Genomic DNA, 16589 nt, shown 5'->3' with positions numbered 1-16589 from the left:
ATTATGAAAAATATATTCATTGCTGTTTTTATGGCTATTGGTGTAGCTGTAACTGCGCAGGAAACAAAACATGATCTTGCAGATTTCGAGAAGATTTTTGTTTATGATGGTTTACCGGTTAAACTAGTACGAGCTGATGAAAATAAAGCAGTAGTAACTGGAGAGAGTAGAGAAGAGGTATATTTTGAAATCGATAAAAATACATTAAAAGTAAAGCTGGGAATCGATAATATTTTTGATGACGATGATGATACTCAGGTTTTAGTGTATTATAAGAGTATCGATGAAATTAGAGCAAAGCAAAATGCTTCAATACTAATCGGAGATAAAATTAATGCTGAATTTTTCACTTTGGAAGCTCAGGAAGGTAGTGATATTACCGGTGATTTTGAAGTAGATAATCTTATCGTTTTAATTAGAAGTGGTGGTGAAATTACCCCATCTGGAAAGACTAAACACCAGGAAGTAAATATTAATACCGGCGGAAAATACTACGCTAAAAATTTACAATCTGAATATTTAAATATAGATATTAAAGCAGGAGGTGTAGCCGATGTTACGGTATCCGGAAAAGTAACTGCAAAGGTAAAGGCGGGAGGAACTGTAAATGTCTACGGTGACCCTGAAGAAATTGATAAAAGCACCTTATTTGGTGGTAAAGTGGTTAGAAAAAACTAAACCTATATCTTTGTATTCTAAAGACAGCTTATGCTACACGATATTTTAGCAGCTATGCCATTGGGTCTATTTTTAGCTTTTATGCTTGGACCCGTTTTTTTTGTATTGCTGGAAACCGCTGCAATAAAAGGCTTTAGAGCTGCTATTTCTTTTGATTTAGGTGTGATTGTAGCCGATACGGTTTTTCTTTGTATCGCTTATCTTAGTACCACTAAATTATTGGAAAGACTTAAGGACGATCCTGCATTATTTATTTTTGGCGGTGTTATTCTTACTACTTACGGTGTAATGACGTTTTTACAAACAAAAAAATCTATTCCTCAGGAAGAGGATAGTCCGGATATTAGAAAACTAGGAAAAAGTGATTTTCTGGGGCTGGCTTTAAAAGGTTTCCTTCTTAATTTTATAAATATCGGCGTACTCGGTTTTTGGTTAGGACTCATCATAGTTTTTGGTCCTCGTTTAGAAATGCAAACCGATAGAATTATTGTCTTCTTCAGTACTGTTTTAGTGACTTATTTAATTGTAGATGTATTCAAAATTTTATTAGCTAAAAAGCTGAATCGTAAGCTTACACCCAACAGAATTTATAAGATGAAGAAGGGCATTAGTGTTATGCTAGTAATCTTCGGGATTGTATTGATATCTCAGGGAGCATTTCCAAGCGAAGTAAACGAAATAAGAGAGCAAATCGATAATATTACACCGGGAGAAGGTTTAGGATTTGGAGACTAAAAGCTGATATTCGTTATTGAAGCTATAACTTCAGCAATTAACCTTAAAAAATAAGACCATAAAAAAAGGCTTTCCAAATTTTGGAAAGCCTTTTCTTTTAGAGGCATCGAGCGGATTCGAACCGCTGTACATGGTTTTGCAGACCACTGCCTAGCCACTCGGCCACGATGCCCTTTTTAATTGCGAATGCAAATGTAATAAAAATTTTAAGTTCTAGACTAAAAATCTATCTGGTTTTACTTCTAGATACACTAACCATTGTGACATTGCCACCAATAGGCGGATTGATCTTCGAAACCCAAACCTTAACTTTTTGTACCATAAGGATTTCTTGGAGAACACGATTGTTTATACGCTCAGCTACCGTTTCTAAAAGTTTAGAACGTATAGCCATCTCTTCCTTCACGATTTTGTTTAAATGAACATAGTCAATGGTGTCGGCTAATTCATCAGATTTTGCTGAATTAGAGAGATCTCCTTTCACTTTTAGATCTACGCGATAGTCACTTCCAATCTTACCTTCTTCATCAAGGCAGCCATGATAAGCGAAAACTTTGATATTTTTTAATTTTATGCTTCCCACAATATAGTTTTTTGCAAAGATAGTGGGTGTTTTAGTGATATAAAATATTTGAGACTGAATACTTCCGGCTAACAATTCATTTCTACTTAATATACCCTATGCCATGCGCTAATTTTTGATAACTTTGCACTCTATTTTTAGGTATTCAGAATGAAACAAAAACTAGTCAGCAATGTAATTTTAAGCTATTGAGGACTATTTTTTAGAATCACTGGATATGTTGAAAACGTTCATTTCATCTTCAATTTAGATGAAATTTTATAGATTTTGAAATAAATATTAACTCAGTTCCCCAATTAGGGATCGTTGATTTTAAATATGGCTGAAGAAAAAAGATCACTCAATTTTATTGAGCAAATTATTGAAGAAGATTTAAAAGCAGATTATAAAAAAGAGGGTCTCAAGTTTAGATTTCCTCCAGAGCCCAATGGTTATTTGCATATTGGTCATGCTTCTTCTATTTGTTTAAATTTTGGTTTAGGAGAAACTTATGATGCTCCGGTAAATCTTAGGTTTGATGATACAAATCCTATCAAAGAAGAGCGGGAATTTGTAGAATCTATCAAGAAAGATGTGTCCTGGTTAGGCTACCAATGGGCCAAAGAATGTTATGCTTCAGATTATTTTCAACAATTATACGACTGGGCAGTAGTGATGATTAAGAATGGTGATGCCTACGTAGATAGCCAAACTTCAGAAGCTATTGCAGAGCAAAAAGGAACACCAACTCAACCAGGAACCGAGAGCCCTTATAGACAACGCAGTACCGAGGAAAACCTTGATTTATTTGAAAAAATGAAGAATGGGGAGACCAAAGAAGGTGCTCATGTCCTACGAGCAAAAATAGATATGGAAAACGCAAATATGTTAATGCGGGATCCTATAATGTATAGATGTGTACACAAACCACATCACCGTACAGAAAGTGAATGGAAAATTTATCCTATGTACGATTGGGCGCATGGAGAAAGTGATTTTATCGAGCAGGTTTCTCACTCTTTTTGTACATTAGAATTTTTACCGCATAGAGAATTATATAACTGGTTTGTAGACAAAGTAAGTAAGCCGGGAGAATTTATACCAAAACAACGTGAATTTGCACGTAGAAATCTTAGTCATACTGTGGTAAGTAAGCGAAAGCTTGCTCAATTGGTAGAAAAAGGAATTGTACAATCCTGGGACGATCCTAGAATGCCTACAATTTCTGGATTAAGAAGAAGAGGTTATACCCCAGAATCTATCAAAAATTTTGCTCAATCTATTGGAGTAGGGAAAAGAGAGAACATGATCGATGTTGCTCATTTGGAATTTTGTGCCAGAGAAGATCTAAACAAAAAGGCACCTCGAGTAATGGGTGTTTTAGATCCGGTAAAATTAGTAATTACTAATTATGCTGAAGGGGAAGAAGAGTGGCTGGAAGCCGAAAATAACCCTGAAGATGAAGCTGCAGGAACAAGACAAGTACCTTTTAGTAGAGAATTATACATCGAGCGAGAAGATTTTAAAGAAAGCGCCAACAGAAAATTCTTTAGACTTACTTTAGGAAAAGAAGTGCGTCTAAAAAATGCATATATCATTAAAGGTGAAGATGTTGTTAAAGATGAAGAAGGTAATATTTTAGAAATTCATTGTACATACGATCCTAAAAGTAAAAGTGGTAGTGGTAGCGAAGAATCTTTAAGAAAAGTAAAAGGAACGCTTCACTGGGTATCTATTAAGCATGCACTAAAAGCTGAGGTTCGCCTATACGACCGTTTGTTTACAGAAGAAGCTCCAGATGGGGTAAAAGATAGAGACTTTCTAGAATTTGTGAATCCAGATTCTTTAAATGTAATTGCTGGTTATGTAGAGCCAAGTCTTAAAACAGCTGAAGAATTAGAGCAATTTCAATTTCAAAGAATTGGCTATTTCTGCATCGATAAAGACAGCACTAAAGACCAATTGGTTTTTAACCGTACCGTAACTTTAAGAGACGGCTGGGCTAAAAAACAAAAGTAATTCTTGTATAAGTTATTGTTTAAGAATATTTTAGTACAGCTCAAATACATATTAACCGGTTATTAACAAGAGGTAACCGGTTCATAATGTATCTTTGATTCAAACTATTAATCAAATAACTTTATTTTATTATGGCAAATACAGGAAATACATTTTTAGCATTAGTAACCGGAGCAGCTATTGGAGCGGGAATCGGATTATTATATGCTCCAGATAAAGGAGAAAAGACAAGAGATAAACTTAGAAAAGATGCATTAGATGCTCAGGGTCGTTTTAACCAAAAGTACAGCGAAACTACTTCTAATCTAACAGAAAAAGCTAAGAAAGCTAAGTTTGACTTCGAAGAAAGATTAGAGGAAACTTTATCTAGCGCTAGTCACAAAGCAGATGATATCTTATCTGCAATGGAATCTAAACTAGAAGAGCTTAGAAAGCAAAATGCAAAATTGCAAAGAGAAGTAAAGAAAGAAGAAGCTGAAACGAAAGCTAATAAAGCAGTCGTATAATAACTATCTATGGCGTTTGAAAAACTAAGTAATAGTATTGACGAACTTAATGACAATGTAAAAGCATTTACGCATAGCAACGCTGAATATTATAAACTTTTAATATTCAAGCAAACCTCAAGGGCTTCTATCTCTTTGGTTACCTTTCTGGTGGTTGCTTTTTCTCTTAGTACAGCATTAGCTTTTGTATCATTAGGAATTGCGTTTGCGATAAGTGCTGCTTTAGAAGAACCTTCAGCGGGATTTTTTATAGTAGGTGGATTTTATCTTATTCTTATAGTGCTTTTTATGATTTTTGGTAGAAAACCATTAACTAAATTTATGCTGAAAAAGTTTTCACGTGAAATTTTTAATGAAGAGAACTAATGAGAGAATATACCAATTTTAAAGATATCGATAGAGATTTGAAGATTCTAAAACTTCAAACCAAAATTGATAGTGAAGAGATCAAACTTACTATAGATGAGGTAAAAGATTCGTTGTCGCCTTTGCACGTTCTTGGTAATGCTGCAAGCGCATTGGTTCAAAAAGCACTTGTTTTAAAGGCCGTAGGAAAGATAATAGGCGTAAAACGTACATAACTTCATCTTTTTGAAGATAATTGCGTAAAACACATAAAAAAGGCTTCCAATTTTGGAAGCCTTTTATTTTGATATAGATTTTGCCGAATATTAGCCCAGCGTTTCTGTTGCCTTTTTAATTCTTCTAATCGTTTCTTCTTTTCCGATAGCTTCAGAAATTTCGAAAAGATCAACACCTTGTAAAGATCCAACTAAAGCGATTCGGTAGGGTTGCATTATTTTTCCGAATCCTATTTCTTTAGATTTAATCCAGTTTTTTACATTTTCAGAAACAATTTCAGCTTTAAAATCTTCCGTAGCTTCTAATACTGTAATAAGTTCGTTCATTAAATCGTTAGTTCCTTCTTTCCATGCTTTTTTAGTATTTTTTGGATCGTAAGAAGTAGGGGAGACGAAGAAATAAAATCCCTGTTCCCATATATCTTCAATAAAAACAGCACGCTCTTTAACTAAAGTCACTACATGCTGCGTGTATTCTTTAGAAACTTTAATTTCTTTCTTCTCTAAGAATTTTGAAAATTCTTCTGCAATATGTCCATTATCGGCTTCTTGTAAATAATGTTGTTGAAACCATTTTGTTTTTTCAGGATCAAATTTAGCACCGCCTTTATGTACTCGTTTAAGATCGAATGCTTTAACAAGTTCTTCTAATGTAAAGAATTCCTGCTCTGTTCCTGGATTCCATCCTAAGAACGCGAGCATGTTAGTAACCGCTTCAGCAAAATATCCATCTTCGCGATATCCGGCTGAAATTTCTTTAGTTTCAGGATCTTTCCATTCTAAAGGAAATACAGGAAAGCCTAATTTATCACCATCACGTTTGCTTAATTTTCCTTTACCCTGTGGTTTTAGAATCAGCGGTAAATGAGCAAATTTAGGCGCATCCCAACCAAAAGCTCGGTAAAGCATAAAGTGTAAAGCCAAAGATGGTAACCATTCTTCACCACGAATTACATGTGAGATCTTCATTAAATGATCATCTACAATATTCGCTAAATGATAGGTTGGCATCCCGTCGCTTTTATACAAAACTTTATCATCCAGGATGCTTGTATCGATCTCCATATTCCCTCTAATTTCATCAGAAATTTTAAGAGTTTCGTCTTTTGGAGATTTGAAACGAACGACATAATGTTCGCCATTTTCTATTCTTTTTTTCACTTCCTCTTCAGGTAGTGCGATAGAATTTTCTAGTTTTTCACGATTGTGCCAGTTGTAAATAAACGTTTTTCCTTCCGCTTCGTGCGATTTTCTATGCTTATCAAGTTCCTCTGCACTGTCGAAAGCGTAATATGCATCTCCGCTTTCGATTAACTTATCGGCATAAGCTTTGTAAAGACTTTTACGTTCACTTTGGCGGTATGGCCCGCAATCTTTTTCTTTACCTGGTCCTTCATCATAAGGAATATTGCACCAGTTTAAAGAATCAATAATATACTGTTCTGCTCCTTCTACATATCGATTTTGGTCGGTATCTTCTATTCTAAGAATAAAATCACCGCCGTGTTTTTTAGCGAATAAGTAGTTATATAATGCTGTTCTTACCCCACCAATATGTAGTGGACCCGTAGGGCTGGGTGCAAATCTTACGCGTACCTTAGAAGACATAAATGCTTATTTTTGTGGCAAAGATACAACCTAAATCATGCAATCCTAAAATAACTGACTTATGGTTTTTTGAGATTTTTCAAAAAATCAATACACTTCATTTATGTTTTATATTGTTTACATTTATAGGAATCAATTTTCTACGGAATTGTGCTGAAATTTATTGCATTAGTAGTAGATGATTCAACATAGGAATGCAGAACATTATTCCGCAAAGACAGAATAATTTATGGCTGAATTTGAAGCAATAAAAAATCAATTAAAAGCTTTTATCAAAAAGTATCAATTAAACCAATTGATAAAGGGAATTGCTTTGTTTCTTTTTATTGGGATTTTCTACTTGCTCATATTATTGATATTTGAGAACTATTTATGGTTTGATGCTACGGTTCGTTTTTCCTTATTTATTTCTGTGATTTTCGTTGAAGTAAGTCTGCTGATCTTTTTTATCGGACTTCCTTTAATTAAATATTTGGATCTTAATCGTGCAATTTCAGATAAGGAAGCTGCAGCAATGATTGGAAATTATTTTCCTGAAATTGATGACAAACTGCTTAATCTTATTGAACTCAGATCTCAGCAAAATTCTACATTTCTTGAAGCTGCTATTCGGCAAAAATCATCCGAGCTAAAGTTCTATAATTTTTCCAAGGCGGTAAGTTTAATGGAATATCGAAATTATATGATTTTGGCTTGTATTCCGCTATTATTGATTTTAGCATTTTTGATTAGTGGAAGAGGGCAGTGGATGTTCAGTTCTTTCGAACGTATTAGAAATTATACTTCGGTTTACGAAAAACCAGCACCCTTTAGTTTTATGCTGAATAATGAACTGAAGGTTATTGAAGGTGAAGATTTTTTGCTTGAAGTAAATACAGTAGGAAAAGAAATTCCGCAGCAATTGAAAATTGAAATTGGAGATGCCGAATATTTTATGAAGGAATTGCAGCTTGGAAGATTTACCTATTTATTTTCAAATGTTACTGAAAATCAAGAATTTGAGCTAAAAACAGATAATATAAGCTCTAAAACTTATATTTTAGAAGTCATTGCCGTACCGGAGTTGATTAATTTTCAATTAAAACTAGAATATCCAGTGTATCTGAATCGTTCTAACGACTCGGTTAATGGTGATGGTAATTTAAATATACCTGAAGGAACTAAGGTCACCTGGTTATTTGAACATAGGAACACAACTGCAGTCAATTTTCAAATAAAGGATTCCGGTTATGCTGTTGATACTTCTTTCAAGAAAGAAGTTCATGAGAATTTGAAATATACTATTTCTACTTCAAATGAAAACATTACTAAATATCAGCCATTATCATTTCAACTGCAAGTAGTGAAGGATAAAAGACCGACTATAGAGGTAGAAGAAAAAGTTGATTCCTCACGAACTGATAGTAAATTTTATGGTGGGCGGATTAGTGATGACTACGGAATTTCAAATTTAATCTTACGCTTTCGTCAGTTAGGGGAAGATAAATTCCAAAGCAAAAAGATAGATTTTGGTGGAAAAACGATTAGTCAATTTTATGCTTCTTTCCCGGGTGAAATTCAGGTTGAAGAAGGTGAAAATTATGAATATTATTTTGTGGTTTTTGATAATGATGGCGTAAACGGTGCAAAGTCAGCTTTAACTGAAACGTTTACTTTTTATAATAGAACTTCAGAAGAAATTCAGGATAAAAATTTAAAAGATCAGGAACAGAATATCGATAATCTTTCCGAAGAATTCGAGAAATTTAAGCAAGAAGATGATCTAGAGAAATTATTAAACGATCAATTAGAGGATAAAGAATTTGATTATGAGCAGAAGCAAAAATTAGAATCGTTCATAAAAAATCAGGAAAGAGAAAATGCTTTAATGGAGAAGTTTTCTGAAGATATTAAAGAGAAATTATCGGAAACAGAAAAAGATAATAAAGAAAGTAAAGATCTAAAAAAGCGTCTGGAAAATGGCCAAGATAAGCTTGAAGATAACAAGAAACTTTTGGACGAATTAAAAGAATATTCAGACAAGATTAAAAATGAAAATTTACAGCAAAAGTTAGAAGAGTTATCTAAGAATAAAAAATCATCAAAGCGCAGTTTAGAGCAGTTGGTAGAATTGACAAAGCAATTTTATGTTAAACAAAAATTTGATCAGGTTGCTACGAAATTGGATAGGCTAGGGGAGGAGCAAAAAAATCTTGATAGTCTGGGTAAATCTCAAGAGGAGATTAATTCGGAATTCGAACAATTACGAAAAGAATTAGACGAGCTTGATAAAAAAAATGAAGCCTTAAAACGTCCAAAATCGCTTGAAAGAAATAAGGAAACTGAAGAAGAAATTGGAGACGATTTAGATAAATTAAATAAGGATGCTGGTAAGGATTCAGATAATTCAAAGTCTCAAGAGCAAAAGAAGGCAGGAGAAAAAATGAAGAAGTTGGCTGCAGAGATGAAACAAAGTATGTCTAGCATGGAGATGCAAACATTGGAGGCCGACATAGAAAGTCTTCGAAAAGTGTTGGATAATCTTGTAATATTCTCTTTTGAACAAGAGCATTTGATGGAAAGTTTTGCAGAGATAGATTCTAAAAGTCCTGAGTTTTCCAATAGATTGAAAGAGCAATACCAGTTAAAAGAGAACTTTGAACATGTTGATGATAGTCTATTTTCTTTAGGTTTAAAGAATCAATTTATTGCCGAAAAAGTATTCGAATTATTAGAAGATGTTTCTTTTAATATAAATCACTCCCTTGAAGAATTAGCAGAAGTTCGGTTGGCAAAAGCACTGTCTTCGCAACAATATACAATTACCGGAGCGAATGATCTAGCGGTCTTGCTGAATGAGATTTTGGATAATATGAATGACCAGATGGGTTCTGGTTCAGAGTCTGGTGGATCTGGTTCTGGTGAGCAACTACAGGATGTTATTCAGCAACAAAAACAACTGGGTGAGGAAATGAAGGAGCAAATGAATGGTGAAAGATCCGAACCTCATGGCAAAGAAGAAAATCAATCTAAGCTTTTTGAAATTTATAAACGCCAAGAAGAGATTAAGAGAAATCTTGAAGAAATTCTCAAACAAAACGGAATGAATATGGACGATCTTAACCCTAGTTTTGACCGTTTAGAGAATGACGTTTTGGAAGATAATATTAATAATAACTCCCTAGAGGTATTAGATCAATTAAATCAAAAGATGTTAGATCTAAATAATTCTATAAATGAGAATGGAGAGCGAGAGGAGAGGGAAAGTAAAACCAATTCTTTTGAATTTGAAAATGAGTCTAATACTAATCAAATAGAGGCTAAAGAATATTTTAATAGCATTGAGATATTAGATAGACAAATCTTACCTTTGCGCCAAAATTTGAAGAACCGGGTTAACACTTATTTCAATGAATAATCAAGAGGGCATTATTAATTTTTATTCTGAAAACGATTTTAGCTTAGGCGATGAGGAAACTTATAAATCGTGGCTTTCTCGTGTAATTTCTTCTGAAGAAAAACGACTAGGTGAGATAAGTTATATCTTTTGTGATGATGAGTATCTTTTAGATATTAATCAGCGTTTTTTAAACCACGATACATATACCGATATAATTAGTTTCGATGATTCTTTGGGTAATCTTTTAAACGGGGATATCTACATAAGTACAGAGCGAGTTAAGGAAAATGCAGAAGAATATAATGAAGAGTTCGCCACAGAATTGAAAAGAGTTTTGGTTCATGGTGTTTTGCATTATTGCGGTTATAAGGATAAATCTGAAGAAGATGCCGCACAAATGCGTGAAAAAGAAATGGAAAAAATAGAATTGTTCCACGTGGAACAATCTTAATTAGAATAAGATTTTTATGTTCAATACGGAGTATGATGTTATTGTTGTAGGAGCTGGGCATGCCGGTAGTGAAGCTGCAGCTGCAGCTGCGAATATGGGTAGTAGTACCTTATTAATTACAATGAATTTGCAGAATATCGCGCAGATGAGTTGTAATCCTGCTATGGGCGGAATTGCGAAAGGGCAGATTGTTCGAGAAATCGATGCGATGGGTGGTTATAGTGGTTTGGTAAGCGATACCAGCGCTATTCAATTTAAAATGCTGAATAAATCTAAAGGTCCTGCAATGTGGAGTCCGCGTGTGCAAAGTGATCGTATGCGATTTGCTGAGGACTGGAGATTACGTTTAGAACAAACTCCGAATCTTGATTTTTACCAAGAGATGGTTCATGGTTTGATAATCGAAAATGGAAAAATTAAAGGCGTTCGTACTTCGTTAGGAATCGAAATAAAAGCCAAATCTGTTGTTTGTACAAACGGAACTTTTTTAAATGGATTAATCCATATTGGAGATAAACAACGTGGCGGAGGTAGAGCAGGAGAAGCTGCCGCAACCGGAATTACCAAAGATCTAATTGATGCTGGGTTTGAAGCCGGAAGAATGAAAACAGGAACACCACCAAGAGTAGATGGTCGTTCTTTGGATTATTCCAAAATGATCGAACAGCCAGGTGATGAAATTCCAGGTAAATTTTCTTATTCAGATGAAACAAAACCACTAGCAAAACAACGCTCTTGTTATATGACGTATACTTCAAATGAAGTGCACGATATTTTGCGTTCCGGTTTTGATCGTTCTCCAATGTTTAATGGAAGAATTAAGAGTTTAGGACCGCGATATTGTCCTTCAATTGAAGATAAGATTAATCGATTTGCAGATAAAGATCGTCACCAACTTTTTGTAGAACCTGAAGGTTGGAATACTGTCGAAGTTTACGTTAATGGATTTTCAACCTCGCTACCAGAAGATGTTCAGTATAACGCATTACGATCTGTAGCAGGTTTTGAAAATGTGAAGTTTTTTAGACCAGGTTATGCAATCGAATATGATTATTTTCCACCAACGCAATTGCAACATACATTAGAAACAAAGTTGGTTGAAGGCTTATATTTTGCAGGTCAAATAAACGGAACAACCGGTTACGAAGAAGCAGCTTGCCAGGGAATGATGGCAGGAATAAATGCAGCACTGAAAGTTCAGGAAAGGGATCCTTTTATACTTCAAAGGAATGAAGCTTATATTGGAGTTTTAATTGACGATCTAATTACAAAAGGAACTGAAGAGCCTTATAGAATGTTTACTTCTCGTGCGGAATATAGAACATTGCTTAGACAGGATAATGCAGATTTTAGATTAACGGAGCGTTCTTATAATTTAGGTTTAGCTTCTGAAGATCGTATGCGTAAGATGGAAGAAAAGAAAGAGAAATCTTTAGATTTTGTTTCCTTTCTAAAAGATACTAGCGTTGTTCCTGAAGATGCAAATCCGGTTTTAGCCGATTATAATTCTTCTCCTATGAAGCAATCTGATAAGATTTTTAAAATCTTTTCCAGACCAAAAGTTGCTATGGAAGATGTTCGGAAATTTCGGGGGTAGAGGAATATATTCAAGAGAAGAATTTGGATACTGAAATGTTAGAGCAAACGGAAATTCAGGTGAAGTATTCGGGATATATTCAAAAGGAAAAAAATAATGCCGATAAGCTTAACCGTTTGGAAGATGTGAAGATCCCAAAGAATTTTGATTATTCTAAGATCAAATCGATGTCTTATGAAGCTCGTGAGAAACTAAATAAAGTACAACCTGCGAATGTATCACAGGCATCAAGAATTAGCGGTGTGAGTCCCAATGATGTTTCTGTTTTATTAGTTTATATGGGTCGATAATCAATAACGTTCCACGTGGAACATTTAGTGAATGAAATTAAAATTTGTAATCTTAGCAGGCGTTTTTTTAGTGTTGAGCTGTCGCGTAACTACACATTCAGTTCCCGATATTGAAGGCTCCAGAATTGTAGAAGATAATCAAGGTTTAACTAATTATTTATTTCAAACTAAACTTCAACGGCCAACGGTTAAAACCTGGTTTAAACAATATTTAAATCTGGAACGCGAAGATGATTTAGTGAGAAGCAAAGTCATTTTATTTCCTGAGTTGGAAAAAGAGTTTTTGATTACCGTTGAAGTGAAAGATGACCGAGAGGTTTATACTGATATTCCGGTTGCCGAGACTTTTTTCAATAATATTCTAGGACACGATGATGAATCTGATATTGATAATGACGATAATACCGGTCTAATTAAATTCTTTGTAAATATTCAGGTAAGTGATATTGATGGCGTAGATCATATTGCTACTTCATCATTATATTCTAGTCGTATAAGAAGCTATCTTGAACAATTAGAATATGACTTTTTTGAATATCAAAAAAACTTTAAAGCATTACCTTAAGTGAAGCAAGCAAATTTTTATTGTAAAGATTATTTAGTTAGTGGAGAAGAGTATCATTTAGAAAAATGGAAACATTATGAAATTTTAAAAACTTCTCCGGTTCCAGAAAATCTTTCTACCTATTACCAAAGCGAAGATTATATTTCGCATACTGATGCTTCAAAATCTTTTACCGATAAATTGTACAATGCGGTAAAATCTTATATGCTACAGAAAAAAGTAGGGTGGATCATAAAGCAAAAAAAGCAGGGAAAGCTTTTGGATATTGGTGCAGGTACTGGAGATTTTATAAATGCTGCTTCGCGCTATTTTGAAGTTGATGGAGTAGAGCCAAATGCTGTCGCAAGAAAAAATGCTGCTTTAAAAAATCTAGATCTTAAAAATGACATAGAAGAAATTTTAGAGCAGTACGACGTAATTACTATGTGGCACGTCTTGGAACATGTGTCAAATTTAGAACATCAGTTTAAAGAATTTGATCGTCTATTAAATAAAGATGGAATTATCGTAATAGCCGTTCCTAATTTTAAAAGTAAAGATGCTGAAATTTATAAAGAGCATTGGGCAGCTTATGATGTTCCAAGACATCTTTGGCATTTTTCTAAATTTGGCATTCAAAAGTTATTTTTGGAAAATGGTTATAATCTTATTCATTCTAACGGATTAATCTTTGATTCGTTTTATGTAAGTCTTCTTTCAGAAAAACACAAAACTGGGAAGCAAAATTTAATTCCGGCATTTTTAAATGGTTTAAAATCAAATTTGAGTGCCGCATCTACAGGAGAATATAGCTCTATGGTTTATTTCTTTAAAAAACACTAAAATTTCAATTTTAAGCCTTTTTGAGCTTGTTTCCGCCTTTAGAATGTATCATGGGGTTGCTTAATTGAGATTGTCGCTCTGAGGGCTTTTATTAGTTTAATTTTCTATAAAAAATATTGATTTTTATTTTAAAAACTATAGAGATACCAAATTCAGAGATTTTTCATTAAAAAACGTTTAATTTACTTCAGAATAAGAATTTTTAAGCAATTTAAAAATCTTGATTATCAAATGCCATTTTCAATTGTTTCGTTCTTTCTTGAATTTATCAGATGACTATAGAGAAGGATTAAGTTTGTTTCAGAGATTATCCTACTAACCTAAGAGGTTTCTTTTTCTTCTATTAAAAAGTTGGCACAAAATAGGATTCCTATAATTCCGACGATTAGTACTAAATTATTGTTTTCATATTTATTATTGTATAGCAAGTTTAGTCAGGTTTACTATTATTAGAATAATTTTCTGACAAATACACTAAGTGCTTGCTGTGGTTTAGTTTACTTTTTTAAATTTGCTCCACTTAAAATTTAAGAAGATGAAAAAAATAATCGCCATAGGTGCAGTCGCAATTTCTCTAATCTCTTGTAATCAGGAAAAAACCGCGTATGTAGATACTACTCGTGTAATTCAGGATTATAAAGAAATGAAAGATGTAGAATCTAAATTCGAAGCGCGTAGAGATTCATTAACTCAGCTTATCACCGGGCCGCAACAACAATTTCAGCAAGAAGTTCAGGAATATCAACAGGGAATGAGTTCGATGTCTGCTTCACAAAGACAAGCTAAAGAACAAGAACTTCAGCAAAAAGGACAACAATTACAGCAACAACAACAAATGATCGGTCAGCAGCTTAGAACTGATAGTGATTCGGCTATCGAGGAAGTTGTAGACAAGGTTAAAGATTTTGTAGCCGATTACGGAGAAGAGAATGGTTATACTTATATCTTCGGAAGTAATGAATCTGCAAATATCATGTATGCTAAAGAAGGTTTAGATATTACCGATGAAGTTTTAGAAGAATTAAATAAGACTTACGGCGGAGGTTCTACTGAAGCTTCAACAGAAGAAAAAACAGATTCTATTTCCGTAGAGTAAATTATTCAGTTTATAAATTCTAGAGCCCGATTTTTCTAATCGGGCTTTTTTATGTTCGATTATTAAGGTTTAAAAATCTTACTCTATTTTACACAATCTTATAATTGTAGATGCCGGAGTAAGTTTTACCAGTTATTGTAGCCCTAACAAAAACAATCCAATCACCACGAGGATAAAATAAATAGTGATTCCTGCTGAACTTTGGTAATCTTTCGCAACACGTTGCCCAAAAAGAAGCATCATCAAGCTTAAAGCACAACTTATAAGCGAAAAACGACTGAAATTGAAGCTACTGAAGCTGAAAAAGTAGTTTGAAATCGATAATAATAGTAAAATAACTGCTAAAAGCTCTATAATCACCAATATTGGTAAAAGAAAGCTAATTTTATCAGCCAGAAATGTTTTTTTGAAGTGGGATTGCATAAACGCTTTTGTGCCCGAATAATCGCTAATCTTTTCGAAAAAGGACATAAAAAAAGTGATGAGTAAAAACACCAATAGTAATAGCAAGGCTATTTCAAAATCGATATTCCTCATTTTAAGCAGATTTTATGTGTAAAAATCGAGTAAGCCGGATAGAAAGATCGGTTAGAACTATTTTTGCATTTCCGTTTCTTTCGATGTGATAAATAGCATCTTCAAGCGCTTTGGTTATTGGCAAAATATTATTACCATGAACAAAGGGAGCAAATTTTTGAAGCTGAAATCCTTTAGTTTTTGGTGAAAGAAAAACAAGATTTTCAGCCTTATAATTCATCATCAAAGCCTGTCTAAAAAAGTCGAGACAATACAATAAAAAGCTCTTTTGCTTTTCACGCCCCATACCGGCAATTTCTTCGCTCCAGCTAATTAATTCTAAAACTGTAGCTTTATTTCCTTTGGCCTTAAAAGCGGTACGTACCCAATTGATAAACCATTCTTCATATTGGTCGTCTGCCGTATTATTTTGTAAAAGGTGCAAAGCTTTGGTAAAACTTCCATTTGATTGATGCGCTACTAATGCAGCTTCCTGAGCATCCATGTCGTTAATAGCAATCAATTTTTCAGCAATATCAGCTTCTGCAAGAGGAGGGAAGCTAAGTGTCTGACATCTGGATTTTATAGTCTGGATAATCTGCTCTTCATCTTCAGCAATTAAAATAAAAATGGTCTTATTAGGTGGCTCTTCAATAAGTTTCAGCAATTTGTTGGCAGCCGCGCTATTCATACGATCGGCTCTCCAAATAATCATCACTTTTAGACCACCTTCATAAGCTTTCAAAGAAAGCGCTTTTACAATATCCTGTGCTTCATCAACACCAATTTGTCCCTGTTTGTTTTCAATACCAATATGTTCGTACCAATCGGTTAAACTTCCGTAGGGATTATTTTTTATAAAGCTTCGCCAGTTTTCCATGAAATTTGCGGAAACAGGATGGCTTTTTATGGTTTGATTGGTAGCCACCGGAAATGCAAAATGGAGATCGGGATGCGAAACATTATTAAATTTCACATTGCAGGATGCACTACCATTATTATTTTCCCCATTCGTGTTCTTACAAAGCAAATATTGGGCATAAGCAATGGCCATAGGTAAGGTTCCGCTTCCGCTACTTCCTACAAATAATTGCGCGTGTGCTATACGGCTGTTATCGGCCGTAGTAGTAAGGTGATTTTTTATATGTGGTAATCCAACGATTTCTGAAAAAAGCATGAGCAAA

General features: G+C 34.0%; 15 protein-coding genes, 1 tRNA gene and 1 pseudogene. 12 read left to right on the top strand and 5 right to left on the bottom strand.

The window, feature by feature from the left end; translation table 11 throughout:
* The first annotated feature begins 3 nt into the window (after positions 1–3).
* Together QWY91_RS13655 and QWY91_RS13650 are read left to right on the top strand one after the other, a co-directional pair.
* Positions 4–678, top strand: a complete 675-nt coding sequence (locus QWY91_RS13655; RefSeq protein ID WP_290235986.1) for a head GIN domain-containing protein — start codon at positions 4–6, stop codon at positions 676–678.
* Positions 679–708: 30 nt separating this feature from the next.
* The gene (locus QWY91_RS13650) at positions 709–1413 is read left to right on the top strand and encodes a LysE family translocator (RefSeq protein ID WP_290235984.1); all 705 of its coding nucleotides are present in this window, start codon (positions 709–711) and stop codon (positions 1411–1413) included.
* Positions 1414–1514: 101 nt separating this feature from the next.
* Here the strand turns inward: QWY91_RS13650 and QWY91_RS13645 are convergent.
* Together QWY91_RS13645 and folB are read right to left on the bottom strand one after the other, a co-directional pair.
* Positions 1515–1585 (bottom strand) — tRNA-Cys (locus QWY91_RS13645).
* Positions 1586–1639: 54 nt separating this feature from the next.
* Positions 1640–1996, bottom strand: a complete 357-nt coding sequence (folB, locus tag QWY91_RS13640) for a dihydroneopterin aldolase (protein ID WP_290235982.1) — start codon at positions 1994–1996, stop codon at positions 1640–1642.
* 318 nt (positions 1997–2314) lie between these two features.
* Here folB and QWY91_RS13635 point away from each other — a divergent pair, with 318 nt between their 5' ends.
* The 4 genes from QWY91_RS13635 (at position 2315) to QWY91_RS13620 (ending at position 5081) form a co-directional block, all read left to right on the top strand.
* Positions 2315–3994: a glutamine--tRNA ligase/YqeY domain fusion protein gene (locus QWY91_RS13635; RefSeq protein ID WP_290235980.1), complete on the top strand. Its 1680-nt coding sequence runs from the start codon at positions 2315–2317 to the stop codon at positions 3992–3994.
* Between the two features lie 131 nt (positions 3995–4125).
* Positions 4126–4500 (top strand): YtxH domain-containing protein, encoded by a 375-nt coding sequence (locus QWY91_RS13630; RefSeq protein ID WP_290235978.1) that lies wholly within the window; start codon positions 4126–4128, stop codon positions 4498–4500.
* A 9-nt stretch (positions 4501–4509) separates the two neighbouring features.
* On the top strand, positions 4510–4866 hold the full coding sequence (locus tag QWY91_RS13625) for a phage holin family protein (protein WP_290235976.1): 357 nt from the start codon (positions 4510–4512) through the stop codon (positions 4864–4866).
* On the top strand, positions 4866–5081 hold the full coding sequence (locus QWY91_RS13620; RefSeq protein ID WP_290235975.1) for a DUF6327 family protein: 216 nt from the start codon (positions 4866–4868) through the stop codon (positions 5079–5081). Before QWY91_RS13625 ends, QWY91_RS13620 begins: the two co-directional genes overlap by 1 nt.
* Positions 5082–5171: 90 nt before the next feature.
* Here the strand turns inward: QWY91_RS13620 and gltX are convergent, their stop codons facing one another.
* A complete protein-coding gene (gene gltX, locus QWY91_RS13615; RefSeq protein WP_290235974.1) occupies positions 5172–6689 on the bottom strand; it encodes a glutamate--tRNA ligase in 1518 nt (505 codons plus the stop codon).
* A gap of 229 nt (positions 6690–6918) precedes the next feature.
* On the opposite strand from gltX, the gene QWY91_RS13610 reads away from it, so the two are divergent.
* From QWY91_RS13610 to QWY91_RS13585, 6 genes and pseudogenes are all read left to right on the top strand, one after another.
* On the top strand, positions 6919–10086 hold the full coding sequence (locus QWY91_RS13610) for a DUF4175 family protein (RefSeq protein ID WP_290235972.1): 3168 nt from the start codon (positions 6919–6921) through the stop codon (positions 10084–10086).
* A 10-nt stretch (positions 10087–10096) separates the two neighbouring features.
* Positions 10097–10519 (top strand): rRNA maturation RNase YbeY, encoded by a 423-nt coding sequence (gene ybeY / locus QWY91_RS13605; RefSeq protein ID WP_290237106.1) that lies wholly within the window; start codon positions 10097–10099, stop codon positions 10517–10519.
* Between the two features lie 16 nt (positions 10520–10535).
* Positions 10536–12406: pseudogene (mnmG, locus tag QWY91_RS13600) on the top strand (tRNA uridine-5-carboxymethylaminomethyl(34) synthesis enzyme MnmG).
* 31 nt (positions 12407–12437) lie between these two features.
* Entirely contained in the window at positions 12438–12971 is a 534-nt protein-coding gene (locus QWY91_RS13595; protein WP_290235970.1) for a hypothetical protein, read from the top strand.
* Positions 12972–13793: a class I SAM-dependent methyltransferase gene (locus QWY91_RS13590; RefSeq protein ID WP_290235968.1), complete on the top strand. Its 822-nt coding sequence runs from the start codon at positions 12972–12974 to the stop codon at positions 13791–13793. It begins immediately after the preceding gene.
* A gap of 535 nt (positions 13794–14328) precedes the next feature.
* Positions 14329–14889 carry an OmpH/Skp family outer membrane protein gene (locus tag QWY91_RS13585; protein ID WP_290235967.1) on the top strand — a complete coding sequence of 187 codons (561 nt, stop codon included), beginning with the start codon at positions 14329–14331 and terminating at the stop codon, positions 14887–14889.
* Positions 14890–15021: 132 nt separating this feature from the next.
* On the opposite strand, the gene QWY91_RS13580 is transcribed toward QWY91_RS13585, so the two are convergent.
* Together QWY91_RS13580 and QWY91_RS13575 are read right to left on the bottom strand one after the other, a co-directional pair.
* Positions 15022–15426, bottom strand: a complete 405-nt coding sequence (locus QWY91_RS13580) for a DoxX family protein (RefSeq protein ID WP_290235965.1) — start codon at positions 15424–15426, stop codon at positions 15022–15024.
* 1 nt (position 15427) lies between these two features.
* Complete coding sequence (locus QWY91_RS13575) at positions 15428–16582, bottom strand: DNA polymerase III subunit (protein WP_290235963.1); 1155 nt, start codon at positions 16580–16582, stop codon at positions 15428–15430.
* Positions 16583–16589 lie beyond the last annotated feature (7 nt).

This window comes from Zunongwangia endophytica, assembly GCF_030409505.1.
Lineage (GTDB): Bacteria > Bacteroidota > Bacteroidia > Flavobacteriales > Flavobacteriaceae > Zunongwangia > Zunongwangia endophytica.
The sequence above is the reverse complement of the archived record's forward strand: the minus strand, read 5'-3'. Positions and strand labels throughout refer to the sequence as shown.